Below are 13413 nucleotides of genomic sequence, written 5' to 3'. Positions count from 1 at the left end.
CTTAGGCAGTTGCCTTTGCAGCAGCAACCTGAGCAGCGACTTCTGCAGCAAAGTCATCTTGGCGCTTTTCAATTCCCTCACCAACAACATAAAGAGTGAAGGATTTAATGGTCGTATTGGCTGCTTTTAGCATTTGCTCAACGCTTTGTTTGTCGTTCTTAACAAAGGCTTGGTTTAACAAAGAAACTTCCTTCAAATACTTTTGAACCGAACCCTCAACCATTTTGGCAGCGATATCAGCCGGCTTGCCAGACTCTATAGCCTTTTGCTCAGCAATCTTACGCTCGGTTGCAATATTTTCTGCTGGAACATCTGCAGTCGATAAAGAAACAGGCTTCATTGCAGCAATGTGCATAGCGACATCTTTAGCCGCTGTTGCATCACCCTCGTACTCCACCATCACGCCAATTCGGTTGCCATGGAGATAAGAAACTAATTGGCCGCCACCAGTAAAACGCTTAAAGCGACGGGGGTTCATGTTCTCACCGATCTTACCGATCAATTCAGTACGTACAGCCTCGACAGACTTACCATTGAGCTCTAAAGCAGCCAAGGCGGTGACATCTGCGGGATTTTTCTCGGCAACCAGTTTGGCACAGCCATTACTAAATGCTAAGAAGTCATCGTTTTTCGATACAAAATCGGTCTCACAGTTCACTTCCAATAGGGCACCTGTTGTTCCATCAATAAAGGAAACAATCACACCCTCTGCGGCAATCCGTGATGCAGCTTTGCTAGCCTTGCTTCCCAACTTCACACGCAGAATCTCTTCGGCTTTGACTAAATCACCATCGGCTTCCGTTAATGCCTTTTTGCACTCCATCATAGGAGCATCGGTTTTGGCGCGGAGTTCGCCAACCATTGCTGCGGTAATCGCGGGCATCAGTCTTCCTTCCCTTCTTCAACAAACTCTTCTTCGCCCTCTTTTACAGACTCGAGGACTTGCTGTACGGCATTTGCCTTACCCTCTAGGATGGCATCTGCAATACCGCGCACATAAAGAATGACCGCTTTACTTGAGTCATCGTTGCCGGGAACAATGTAATCAACGCCCTCTGGAGAGTGATTGGTATCCACCACAGCAATCACAGGAATACCCAGTTTGTTGGCTTCGGTGATTGCAATTTTGTGATAGCCCACGTCCACGACAAAAATAGCGTCAGGTACACCGTTAAGGTCCTGAATACCACCAAGTGATTTTTGCAACTTATCAAACTCACGCTCGTTGGTGAGGGCGTCTTTTTTCGAGAGCTTCTCCCAATCGCCCGCCTCTTTTGCAGCAGCCATATCTTTTAAGCGCTTGATCGAACCCTTCACCGTTTTGAAATTAGTAAGGGTGCCTCCAAGCCAACGGCTATCAACGTATGGCATACCAGCACGGGTTGCCTCTTCGGCAATAATTTCTCGCGACTGGCGCTTGGTACCAACAAAGAGAATCGTGCCGCGGTTGGCAGCTACCTGACGCACAAATTTCAGGGCATCCTGAAACATGGGCAGGGTTTTCTCTAAATTAATAATATGAATTTTGTTGCGATGACCAAAAATATAGGGGGCCATCTTGGGGGACCAGAAGCGCGTTTGGTGGCCAAAATGGCACCCAGCTTCCAGCATTTCACGCATTGTCACTGACATTACAATCTCCTAAGGGTTGGTTCTAAGATCAAGTCCTGACTGCGCTCAAAAGCGCCACCCTGGATGGCTTGATCTGGGATTTCAGTCTCACCATGAGACCGATTTATGAATTATACCTTAAATATCAATCCACTAGTGATTGAGCAATTACTCGAAATCGACCAGATTCGGCCATAATATGCGCTATGCACAGCGTATTTACGGATGAAAAAGATCTTCAAGGCATGCGAGAAGCTGGCCGCCTTGCGAGCGAGGTTCTCGATTACATTGGCCCCTTTGTCAAACCCGGTGTAAGTACTGGGGAACTAGACCGTCTTTGTCATGCGTATATGCGTGATGTGCAAAAGACTATTCCCGCCCCATTAAATTATCAACCTCCAGGCTACCCCCCTTTTCCGGCATCAATCTGCACCTCGGTCAATGATGTGATTTGCCATGGTATTCCAGGTGACAAGGTGCTTAAAAATGGGGATGTGGTTAATCTCGATATCACGGTTATTACCCAAGCCGGCTACTATGGCGACACCAGCCGGATGTTTGCAGTTGGCGACATCTCGATCTTGGCCGCTAGACTGAACCAAATCACGTTTGAATGCATGTGGCTTGGCATCGCCCAGGTAAAACCTGGAGCCCGTTTAGGAGATATTGGCTTTGCGATTCAGTCGCATGCCGAGCAGGCTGGCTACTCGGTAGTGCGCGAGTACTGCGGCCATGGCATTGGTAAAGTATTCCATCAAGATCCTCAGATTCTTCATTATGGAAAACCGGGTACGGGGGAAGCATTAGAAGAAGGGATGACCTTCACGATTGAACCCATGATTAATGCTGGTCGACGTGAGATCCGAACCATGCCAGATCAGTGGACCGTGAAAACAAAAGATCGTAGTCTTTCAGCTCAATGGGAACATACTGTTTTAGTCACTCACCATGGCGTTGAGGTCTTAACCTGGTCTGCGGATACACCAAAGGCTCCCGCTTGTGTTGGCAGCCTAAACTATCGGCCCAGCGTAATCGCTGCTTAGATTCCCCTCATCCTTAAAACGCGCTCATGAGTTCGGAATCCCATCCACTCAACGATGCACGGAGCTTGGCGTGTTCTGATTTTTTAGTCCACCAGAATGTTGGCAAGTTAATGCAGCGTTTAACCCAAGCAACCGATCAGCAGTTGCTGGATTTATGGAATCGCTGCAATCTCAGTACAGATGCTGCCTTGCTTGCCGTTGGTGGCTATGGTCGCTCTGAATTATTTCCTAATTCGGATATTGATATCTTGATTTTGCTTGATGATGCGAGCAGCGAGAATCCCCTACTGCAGTCCAACCTAGAATCCTTTATTGCGCTGTGTTGGGACTCGGGTCTAGAAATCGGCTCTGCGGTTCGCACGCTGTCCGAGTGTTTATCAGAAGCCCAACAAGACATTACAGTACGTACCTCGGTTTTAGAGGCACGCCTCTTGGGCGGTCATCGTGGTTTATTTAAATTATTTAAGCGCAGTCTTGATCAGGCGATGGATCCCAAAGCATTCTTTCAAGCGAAGTTACTAGAACAGCAGCAGCGCCACTATAAGTTTCAGGAAACGCCCTATGCGCTTGAGCCCAATTGCAAAGAGAGTCCGGGCGGATTACGTGATCTGCAAATTATCTTATGGGTTAGTAAAGCTGCAACCCTTGGTAATAGCTTTGCTGATTTATTCAAAAAAGGGTTAATCACGGAGCGCGAGCTCAAAGAACTCAACCGTAATCAGAAGTTACTGCAAAACATTCGGGCGAATTTGCATTTGCTTGCCAAACGCCGTCAGGACGTTCTGGTGTTTGATCTTCAAGCGGGTCTAGCTAAGCAAATCGGGATTGATCAAGAATCTGGCCGACTGGCCAGCGAAGAGCTGATGCGACGCTATTACTGGGCGGCCAAGGCCGTGAGTCAACTCAATACGATTCTGCTCCAAAACATCGAAGCAATCTTATTTCCCAATGAATCCCGTACAACCTATCCCATCTCGGGTCCCGATAACACGATGTTTATCGAGCGCCAAGGTTTATTAGATATTGTTGATCCTCAGCTGTACCAAAAGTACCCCGAGCAAATATTACGGACCTTTTTGGTATTTGCCCAAAACCCCGCGATCAACGGTCTATCAGCTAGTGTCTTTCGAGCGCTCTATAACGCACGTCAGCTCATGAATGCCTCGTGGCGCAAAGACCCACGTAATCGTGCTGTGTTTATGGAATTACTCAAACTACCGGATGGGGTAACCACCGCCTTTCGTCTCATGAACCAAACCAGTGTTCTGGGGCGTTACTTACCCTCGTTCCGTCGTATCGTCGGTCAAATGCAACATGATTTATTTCATGTATACACGGTTGATCAACACATCTTGATGGTCTTGCGTAATGTGCGACGTTTCATGATCCTTGAGCATACGCATGAGTTTCCATTCTGCAGCAACCTGATCGCAAGCTTTGATAAAAACTGGATTATTGTCTTGGCTGCCCTCTTCCATGATATTGCCAAAGGGCGTGGTGGCGATCACTCCGAACTGGGAAAACGCGATGCGCGCACCTTTGCCAAAGACCATGGCCTAACCCCCGATGAAACCGAGCTATTAGTTTGGTTGGTTGCCGAACATCTGACGATGAGTCAGATTGCTCAAAAGCAAGATATTACCGATCCCGCGGTCATTACTGCCTTTGCAAAACGCATGCGGGATGAACGTCATTTAACCGCACTCTATTTACTAACCGTTGCGGATATTCGGGGTACTAGCCCTAAAGTCTGGAACGCCTGGAAAGGCAAGCTATTGGAAGATCTCTATCGGGCAACCCTTCGCGTCCTGGGGGGCGCCAAACCCGATCCATCCTCCGAGTTGATTCAGCATAAAGAGGAGGCGCTGACCCAACTACGTCTGGCAGGAATTGACGACGATGCGCCACAAGCTTTGTGGCAGCAATTAGATGTGGCCTTTTTCTTGCGCCAAGAAGCAAGCGATATTGCGTGGCTCACCCGACATCTCTTTTCAAATGTGCATACGGATGAGCCCATTGTCCGCGCCCGACTTTCTCAAGCAGGCGAAGGTTTGCAAGTTGCGGTTTATGTCAAAGACCAATTAGATTTATTCGCCCGTATCTGCGCCTATTTTGAGCGTCATCATTTTTCTATTTGGGATGCACGGATTCATACAACAAAGCATGGCTACGCCTTAGATACCTTCCAAATATCTGGTAGTCATTTGGTTGATGAAGGTGGCAGCTATCGCGACTTGATTCAGCTAGTTGAGTATGAGCTTGCGGAGTCCATCAAAAAATCAGCGCCACTACCTGAACCCAATATGGGTCGCCTATCCCGACAATCGAAGAGCTTTCCAATCCAAGCACGGGTTAGTTTGCAGCCGGATGAGCGTAATCAGTACTTTGCCCTCACCTTATCAGCGGCGGATCGTTCAGGGCTTTTGTATGCAGTAGCAAAAGCGCTTGCTAAGCACCAAATCTCTCTTCATACCGCCCGAATTAATACACTGGGCGAGCGTGTGGAAGACATCATGCTGCTTGATGGTAGCAATCTCAGTAAGAATCCAAAACTACAAATTCAGCTCGAGACTGAGTTACTGGAAGTGTTAGCAGCCTGATCAAGACGCATTGCTTTTTTAAATGCCCTACGAACTCTTGGGGATTCAACACGACCAATCTCAATCCATTCGGCAGATAGGCTCTCGCTTGCAGCAGTTTGCTCTATAGGATTCAACTGGTAGCACAGATCAATGTGCCAATGGGCACCCTCAAACTTTTTTGCATTCTCAGGTATCAAATGCACGTCGATATCCAAAACATGACCGCATTCTTTTGATGGAACGCATATCCAACCTGTTTCCTCATGCACTTCACGAATTGCGGCTTCCAAATAAGTCTCATCATCATCAATATGTCCTCCAGGCTGAAAATACTTACCAATATAAGGATGTCGGATTAGAAGAACCTTATCGTTCTTGATAACAAGTCCGCTGGCGGTAATGTGACCGTGAATTTGAAACTTATTACTCCATATCAACTTTGAGTTGATCAAAGTAAATTGATAAATTTGACGAAGTAACTCAATAGGGTTGGTAGTAAAGTACTTTGTAAACAAATGGGCTGAATTCATATTTATTGGTCAATTGAGAAACCAAAAGAATAAGGTTCAAAGCCCTAAATACCAAACTGATTTTGTTGTCAGTTTTTTCCTACATCTAACATTATGAGTAGTGTTGCTTCATCCAAAATAGGTATACCAAGCTCAGTCGCTTTATCTAACTTGCTTCCGGCTTCTGAGCCAGCAACCACGAATGAGGTTTTTTGAGAGACTGAGCCTGCCACTTTAGCTCCGGCAGCCTCGAGGAGTTCTTTTGCTTGATCTCGAGAGAGTGTTGGGAGTGTTCCGGTCAGAACAAAGGTCTTACCACTTAAATCAACGGCTTCGATTCGTTCTTCTTTCTGAAATTCGATACCAGATGCGAGTAGTTGCTCAATGACCTCGCGGTTATGGGGTTCTGACATAAAACTCATGATTGAATCAGCGACCACCGGTCCAACATCATGAACCGTGAGTAATTCATCCATTGGGGCATCCATTAAGGCATGGATATCTCCAAAGTGCTTCGACAGATCTTTAGCAGTACTTTCGCCCACATGACGAATCCCTAATCCAAAGATAAATCGGGCCAAGGTAGTTTTCTTCGATTGAACAATGGATTGCAAGAGGTTATCAGCGGATTTCTCGCCCATGCGTTCCATGTTGACTAAAGCAGTAAATCCCAGGCGATAGAGATCTGCTGGAGTACGAACCAAGTTGAGATCAACCAACTGATCCACAATTTTGTCACCCAAGCCTTCAATATCCATCGCGCGGCGTTGTGCAAAATGCAATAACGCTTGCTTGCGTTGGGCTGCGCAGAATAGGCCCCCACTACAGCGGGCAACCGCTTCGTCCGATAAGCGCTCAATATGCGACTCACACACCGGGCAGCGGGTTGGCATGACAAAGATCTGTGCATCAGCTGGCCTGCGATCCAAGACGACGGATACCACCTCTGGGATCACATCACCCGCTCGACGAACGACTACCGCGTCACCGATGCGGACATCTTTACGTCGCACTTCATCCTCATTATGTAAGGTGGCATTGGTTACGGTGACGCCACCCACCAAAACCGGTGCTAAGCGAGCCACGGGTGTAATCGCCCCGGTTCTACCTACTTGCACATCAATTCCAAGGACCGTGGTGATTTCTTCTTGCGCAGGATATTTGTGCGCAATGGCAAAGCGTGGTGCACGCGATACATACCCCAGTTGCGCTTGCTCAGCAAAGGAGTTCACCTTATAAACTACGCCATCAATCTCATACGGTAACTGTTGACGCTTGGCAGCAATTTCAGTGTAGAACGTCATTAAGCCATCGAGCGAATTCACTACCCTTCGCTCTCGGCAAACAGGTAAACCAAGCGCTTCGTACTGATTGAGCAACTCACTATGGGTTGAGGGTAGCCATTGACTTGGCTCTAAAGCGCCCAGGCCATAGGCAAAGAAGCTTAAGGGGCGTTTTGCAGTGATCTTTGAATCCAGCTGACGCAAGCTTCCAGCGGCGGCATTGCGTGGGTTTGCAAACTCTTTTTCACCATTTGCTGCAGCAATTTTGTTCATCTTCTCAAAATCCGTTCGATGCATAAATACCTCGCCACGAACTTCAATCACCTTTGGAAGATTGGGCCCCAGTAAACGTAATGGGATTGCCCGAATGGTTCGGATATTACTCGTCACATCCTCGCCACTCGCCCCGTCGCCGCGGGTTGCTGCCTGGACCAAGACGCCGTTCTCATAGCGCAATGAGATTGCCAAGCCATCAAACTTCAGTTCACATGCGTACTCCACGCGATCTAAACCCAAGCCCTCACGACAACGTCGATCAAACCCAATCAGTTCAGACTCCTCAAAGGCATTGTTTAAAGAGAGCATCGGGACCGAATGCTTGATCTCCATAAATTCTTTAAGAGGAGCGCCTCCCACCCGCTGCGATAAAGAGTCGGGGGTCACCCAATCCGGGTGCTGCACCTCAAGATCCAATAACTCGCGATACAAACGGTCGTACTCAGCATCAGGAACTAAGGGCTGGTCTAAGACATAATATGCATGCTCAAGACGAGCAAGCTCTTGCTGTAAATAATGATAACGATCCGCGGCCGAGGATCTATCTTGACTCAAGATCGAGTCCTAAGAGAATAAACGGAGTGCTGTACTTGACCCTGCTGGGATGCCTGCTTTGTCAAGCTGAGCATAAAGAGAGTCAAGTTGCTGGCGAATCACATACACCGAGTTCTCGGTCAAGTGAACCCCATTGTCATCAACCAAGCGTCCTTGCAAGGCCTGCGCCACATCGGCAGCCTCATTGAGCATGAGCTCAAAGGGTCGCAAATGCTGTGCAACTATAGGTACTTCTAATAAGAAGGTAATTTGTTCAATCGGCGCTTGCCGATCAAACGCCCCTGTCCGAAATACCGGCTTGCCATCCACTGCATATTCAAAGACGTACCCCTGTGGGCTCATACGGTAGCCTCTTTGGGTGAGAGCGGACTCAATATGGGGCCAAGACCATGTTTGCTGATCAAACACAATATTCATTCCCAATAAGATATCGCTTTGCGCCGCAAGGGCATCTAACTCTTTTGCGCTCTCAAGCATGGCATTCACCGCCGGCATATCGATTTGGGCGTCCAGAGACTCCGCCAATGCCTGAACACGGGAACAGAAGTCCGATAACTCAAGAACCCCAATGGGGCCCCGTCGACTGGCAAGCTGAACCGCAAGCTGAATCTCAAGATACGAATGATCTGCCTCAAGGGTCTCCCAAACGCCCTCATTTGGGCCGGTTGCATGAAGCCCATCAGCCATCCATGCAATTGGAAGATCGCTCCATGATTTGAGAGCATCTAAGATTTCCACTCCAGAAATGGCTTGGTTAAAACGTAAAGTGATCACACAATCGATCCGGGGATCAATCGTTTGAGGTGCGGGGAATTGGTTTACTGGATGAACAGAAACAGGGGAGACCTCGCTTGGCTCCTCATGAAAGACATTAGAACTTGGCTCAACACGCTCTTCTGTTACTTTGGATTTTGCTCGAGCATTACGAACGTTATAGATCACCACCCAAACTAAGAAAAGAACCCCAACCACTCCAAGCGCCAGTTGAAGCTCAGACAAACCCAATTGAGATGCGAATTGATCAAGCGGCATTAAGCCGCCTCCACCATCGAAACAGCCGATGCAATATCAACGGCAACAATCCGCGATACGCCTTGTTCCTGCATCGTGACGCCAATTAATTGGCTGGCAATTTCCATGGTGATCTTGTTGTGTGAAATAAAGACGAACTGAGTTTTATCCGACATCCGCGCGACCATCTCAGAATAGCGCATCGTATTCGCATCATCAAGGGGGGCATCCACCTCATCGAGCAAACAGAACGGTGCTGGATTTAGTAAGAATAAGGAGAAGACTAAGGCGATAGCTGTCAGAGCCTTCTCCCCACCGGAGAGTAAATGAATTGTGCTATTTTTCTTACCGGGCGGCTGCGCCATCACTTGGACACCTGCATCTAAGATCTCTTCGCCTGTCATAACGAGCTGCGCATTACCACCACCAAAGAGCTCAGGGAACAATCGCCCAAAATGGGTGTTCACCTGATCAAACGTGCCTTGTAATAGATCACGCGTCTCAGCATCAATCTTTGCAATCGCATCTGTCAATGTCTGGATCGCCTCATTTAAATCGGCTGATTGCGCATCTAAGAATGACTTGCGCTCACGGCTACTCGATAGCTCATCAAGAGCCGCCATATTGACGGGTCCCAATGATTGAATCTCATTATTAAGGCGAGTGACCTCCCCTTGCAGACTGCTTGCACGCAGATCAGGGCTATAGCGCTCAGCAAGCGCTTGGTAATCCGCTTCATCGTCATTCAATAGGGTTGTGAACTGCTCATAACTTAAGCGAGCTGCTTGCTCTCGCAACTGCAGATCAACCACTCGGTCGCGCATCGGCTGTAAGGTTTGCTCAAGCATTAAACGCGCTTCATCCGCCTGACGTAACTGGTGCTGCATCGCCTCTTGCTCTGTTCTTGCCTTCGCTAACGAAGCCTCGCGCTCAGAACGGGTGACCAACAAACTTTGTAATTTGTTTTGTGCCGCCTCATCACTTAAGGTCTTTAACTCATTTTGATTAGCATCAAAGCGGTCTTGAAGCTCCATAATTTGAGTTCTGGCCGTACTTTGATCACGCTGCAGATCGTTGATGCGTTGTTGTAAGGAACGACTATTAAATGCGGCTTCTTGAGCGGTCATTTCTGCTTGACGCAAGGCAAGGCGTAATTGCTCGCGCGCGGTACTCGCTTGCTCTAAACCACTCTGAGCAGTCGTGAGCTGAGATTCCAGATCCACTTTTTGAGCGTTCGCATCACGAAGCTGCCCTTCAGTTTGAGTCTTCGCCTCTGAAATACTCCTCAACTGCTGATTAATTTCCGATAACTCAGAATCGATTTGTGCAGCCCGAGTACTGTACTGCTCTTTAGCTTGCACCAGCTGCATTTTTTCAACTTCAAAGGCATGTGCTTCTTGAACCGCTTGTTCGGCTGCAACTCGGGATTGATCGGCAGCAGCAAGTGCGGCCTGATAGTTCGCATTGGCTTGCTCGAGCTCACTTTGTAACTCGCTCTGAATTAACTGCTGTGCCTTAAGTTGCTTCTCAAGGCTTACCATCTCCTGTGCACGGGCCAACATTCCCGCCTGCTCAGAATCTGGTGCATACAACTGGACTCCAGCACGTGTCACCAAATGTCCTTGTGCGGTAACCAAAGCAGCGCCGCGGCCGAGTTGCGTGCGTCGCCGCAAAGCATCCTCCAAGGTATCAGCGATATAAATATTACTCAACCACTCTTGCAAAACATTGGCGATGACACCCGATGCCTGCACACGTGAGATGAATGGCATAAATCCGGATGGAGCCTTCATTTCCCCAGACTCCAAATCATCGGTCAAGAGAATTGCCAGGCGGCTTGGCGGCGCTTCTTTAGCAAGGCTTAGGGTCTCATTCAGACTTTTACCTGTCAATGCCGCTAGGCGTTCGCGTAATACTGACTCCAGGGCAGGTTCCCAACCCTTTTCAACTTTAAGCTCCTGCCATAAGCGTTTGCTCTCTTTTAAACCTTTACTTTCTAACCAAGGGCCAATCTTGCCTTGTGCTTGAACACTTGCTTGTAAAGCAGCCAGTGCGCTGAGTTTGGCCTCGCTTTGCTGCACATCCTGATTGGCTTTTTGAATCTGATCCAATGCGGCCTGACGCTTGGCGTCAGTTACCGGTACGTGCTCTTGGTTCTGAAGAGCCTTCGCTTTTGCCTCATCCGCTTTGCGCAAAGCCATGATGTGACGATCTGTAGCCATTTGTAAGGCTTGGTCATCCGGTTTTCGCATCGTCGCCAACTCATCCTGTAAACGAGTCGACCGTGAGCTGGCATCTTCAAACTGGGCTTCACCAGCATGAATCCGTTCTTGCAAACTAACGAGTCGCTGCTCAAGGCTTGCTAATGAAGAGCGCGCCCCATCGAGTACTTGGGTTGCCAATTGGAAACGTTCATCGTAAGAAGGAGCTTGCGATTGAAGAGCCTGAAACTCTGCTTGCAGTTTTGTTTCGTTCTCACTCGCAGACCGAAACTCCTGCTCGGCCTGACGCTGTGCCTGAGCAGCCTCCTTCTCTTGCGTGGTCCAGCGATCAAGCTGGGCCTGCAAATCAGCGACTTGCTCTTGAAGGCGCTGGCGGGATTCATGAACGTATTTAATCTCGGCTTCAACTTGACTAATTTCCGCATTGGTCTCGTACAAATCGCCCTGTGCTTTTGATACGACGTCCTGCAGCGCATACTGCTGCGTGCGCATTGTTTCTAGTTCGGATTCTGCATGACGTAACTTTGCAGTTTCTTCTTCTAGTTTGACTTGGGTTTCCCGAATCGAGTTAGCGTGTTTCTCTTGTTCCTTACCCGACTCCGTTTGCTTTACAAACCAAAGTAGTTGCTGCTGGGATTTCATTTGCGTCAGAAGTTCGTTATGGCGGCTAGCCACCTCGGCCTGCGCCTCCAAGCGTGCCAGCTGTTGTTCCAGTTCCCGCAAAATGTCCTGTACGCGAACCAGGTTCTCTTGAGTATCTTCTAGGCGAGCGGCGGTTTCTTTGCGACGCTCCTTATATTTCGAGACGCCAGCAGCCTCCTCCAAAAACACGCGCAGCTCCTCGGGCTTGGACTCCAAAATACGCGAAATCGTGCCCTGACCAATAATGGCATAAGCACGTGGACCAAGACCGGTTCCCAGAAAGATGTCTTGCACATCTTTGCGGCGTACTACTTGATTATTAATGTAATAGCTCGAGTTACCGTCGCGGGTCAAGACACGCTTAACCGAGAGCTCAGCAAAACTAGACCATTGACCCTGCGCGCGACCATCGGCATTATCAAAAATGAGTTCCACGCTGGCTCGACCAGATGGCTTACGTAAGCCAGAGCCATTAAAGATCACGTCTTGCATCGACTCACCGCGCAACTCGCTTGCTCGTGACTCCCCGAGCACCCAACGAACCGCATCAATGATGTTTGACTTGCCACAACCATTGGGACCAACCACACCAATTAACTGGCCAGGTAACTCAAAATGGGTTGGGTCAACAAAAGATTTAAAGCCAGATAATTTGATTGATTTGAGTTGCACGGATGTTCTTCTTAGTGAGGCAAATTAGGGGATTAATGGTCCAAACGTTCTAATCCATGATGATAACAATCCCAGGACCATTTAACCCTTCCGTACAAGCCCCAATATAATGATTGATAAGCATCCAAAATTGAGTTTTTTCTAAAAATCCTTATCAATCCTATAGTTATCCACACCTTATGACGCAAGCCCTACAAAACACCATTGATCAAGCCTGGGAAAACCGTGGCAATCTATCTCCAAGCTCAGCGCCGGCCGATATCAAACAAGCGGTTAGCACTGTTTTAGAGGGTCTTAACAATGGCTCCATTCGTGTTGCTCAGAAACGAGCCGTCGGTCAATGGGACGTTAATCAATGGGTCAAAAAAGCGGTTCTGCTTTCGTTTCGCCTCGAGGATAACCAACCAATGGCTGCAGGTGGGTTTACTCAGTTTTACGACAAGGTACCCAGCAAATTTGCAAATTACTCACCCGAAGACTTTGCAAAAGGTGGATTTCGGGTGGTGCCACCGGCTTTTGCACGTCGCGGGTCATTCATTGGCAAAAACGTTGTTCTCATGCCCTCCTATGTCAACATTGGCGCCTACGTGGACGAAGGCACGATGGTCGATACCTGGGCCACGGTTGGATCGTGTGCACAAATTGGTAAAAACGTACATCTCTCTGGCGGCGTTGGCATTGGTGGTGTTCTAGAGCCCATTCAAGCGGGCCCTGTCATTATCGAAGACAACTGCTTTATTGGCGCTCGCTCCGAAGTGGTTGAAGGAGTGGTGATTGAAGAAAACAGCGTTCTTTCGATGGGAGTCTATATTGGTCAGAGCACCAAAATTTATGACCGCGAGACCGGTGAGGTTCATTACGGTCGTGTACCCGCAGGATCCGTCGTGGTTCCAGGATCGATTCCAGCGAGCAACGGCAAATACAGCTTGTATGCCGCAGTGATTGTGAAAAAAGTTGACGCTCAAACCAGGGCAAAGACCGCTATTAACGAACTCTTGCGTGACTAG

General features: G+C 48.5%; 9 protein-coding genes. 3 read left to right on the top strand and 6 right to left on the bottom strand.

Annotation, left to right across the window (positions count from 1 at the left end; translation table 11 throughout):
• Position 1: 1 nt before the first annotated feature.
• Together tsf and rpsB are read right to left on the bottom strand one after the other, a co-directional pair.
• Positions 2-883, bottom strand: coding sequence for a translation elongation factor Ts (tsf, locus tag QUE61_RS03115; protein ID WP_286307566.1), 882 nt, complete (start codon positions 881-883; stop codon positions 2-4).
• Positions 883-1632 carry a 30S ribosomal protein S2 gene (gene rpsB / locus QUE61_RS03110; RefSeq protein WP_286307564.1) on the bottom strand — a complete coding sequence of 250 codons (750 nt, stop codon included), beginning with the start codon at positions 1630-1632 and terminating at the stop codon, positions 883-885. Before rpsB ends, tsf begins: the two co-directional genes overlap by 1 nt.
• A 185-nt stretch (positions 1633-1817) precedes the next feature.
• Between rpsB and map the strand changes: the two genes are divergently transcribed.
• Both map and QUE61_RS03100 read left to right on the top strand, forming a co-directional pair.
• Entirely contained in the window at positions 1818-2654 is an 837-nt protein-coding gene (map, locus tag QUE61_RS03105) for a type I methionyl aminopeptidase (RefSeq protein ID WP_286307562.1), read from the top strand.
• Between the two features lie 26 nt (positions 2655-2680).
• Positions 2681-5254: a [protein-PII] uridylyltransferase gene (locus tag QUE61_RS03100; protein WP_286307560.1), complete on the top strand. Its 2574-nt coding sequence runs from the start codon at positions 2681-2683 to the stop codon at positions 5252-5254.
• On the opposite strand, the gene QUE61_RS03095 is transcribed toward QUE61_RS03100, so the two are convergent.
• From QUE61_RS03095 to smc, 4 genes are all read right to left on the bottom strand, one after another.
• Positions 5215-5766: an NUDIX hydrolase gene (locus tag QUE61_RS03095; protein WP_286307558.1), complete on the bottom strand. Its 552-nt coding sequence runs from the start codon at positions 5764-5766 to the stop codon at positions 5215-5217. The two genes, QUE61_RS03100 and QUE61_RS03095, sit on opposite strands and share 40 nt — an antisense overlap.
• A 68-nt stretch (positions 5767-5834) precedes the next feature.
• The gene (gene ligA, locus QUE61_RS03090; RefSeq protein ID WP_286307556.1) at positions 5835-7859 is read right to left on the bottom strand and encodes an NAD-dependent DNA ligase LigA; all 2025 of its coding nucleotides are present in this window, start codon (positions 7857-7859) and stop codon (positions 5835-5837) included.
• Between the two features lie 9 nt (positions 7860-7868).
• A complete protein-coding gene (locus QUE61_RS03085) occupies positions 7869-8891 on the bottom strand; it encodes a cell division protein ZipA C-terminal FtsZ-binding domain-containing protein (RefSeq protein WP_286307555.1) in 1023 nt (340 codons plus the stop codon).
• Positions 8891-12406, bottom strand: coding sequence for a chromosome segregation protein SMC (gene smc, locus QUE61_RS03080; protein ID WP_286307553.1), 3516 nt, complete (start codon positions 12404-12406; stop codon positions 8891-8893). Before smc ends, QUE61_RS03085 begins: the two co-directional genes overlap by 1 nt.
• A 179-nt stretch (positions 12407-12585) precedes the next feature.
• Here smc and dapD point away from each other — a divergent pair, with 179 nt between their 5' ends.
• Positions 12586-13413, top strand: coding sequence for a 2,3,4,5-tetrahydropyridine-2,6-dicarboxylate N-succinyltransferase (gene dapD, locus QUE61_RS03075; RefSeq protein ID WP_286307551.1), 828 nt, complete (start codon positions 12586-12588; stop codon positions 13411-13413).

Source organism: Polynucleobacter sp. HIN5, assembly GCF_030297555.1.
GTDB lineage: Bacteria > Pseudomonadota > Gammaproteobacteria > Burkholderiales > Burkholderiaceae > Polynucleobacter.
This window is presented reverse-complemented; position numbering and strand designations above follow the sequence as displayed.

What these genes read in the sequence shown, in the direction of transcription:
- QUE61_RS03095 (WP_286307558.1), bottom strand. Translation starts at nt 5,766, where the DNA reads ATGAATTCAGCCCATTTGTTTACAAAGTACTTTACTACCAACCCTATT.
- QUE61_RS03085 (WP_286307555.1), bottom strand. Translation starts at nt 8,891, where the DNA reads ATGCCGCTTGATCAATTCGCATCTCAATTGGGTTTGTCTGAGCTTCAA.
- map (WP_286307562.1), top strand. Translation starts at nt 1,818, where the DNA reads ATGCACAGCGTATTTACGGATGAAAAAGATCTTCAAGGCATGCGAGAA.
- rpsB (WP_286307564.1), bottom strand. Translation starts at nt 1,632, where the DNA reads ATGTCAGTGACAATGCGTGAAATGCTGGAAGCTGGGTGCCATTTTGGC.
- QUE61_RS03100 (WP_286307560.1), top strand. Translation starts at nt 2,681, where the DNA reads ATGAGTTCGGAATCCCATCCACTCAACGATGCACGGAGCTTGGCGTGT.
- tsf (WP_286307566.1), bottom strand. Translation starts at nt 883, where the DNA reads ATGCCCGCGATTACCGCAGCAATGGTTGGCGAACTCCGCGCCAAAACC.
- dapD (WP_286307551.1), top strand. Translation starts at nt 12,586, where the DNA reads ATGACGCAAGCCCTACAAAACACCATTGATCAAGCCTGGGAAAACCGT.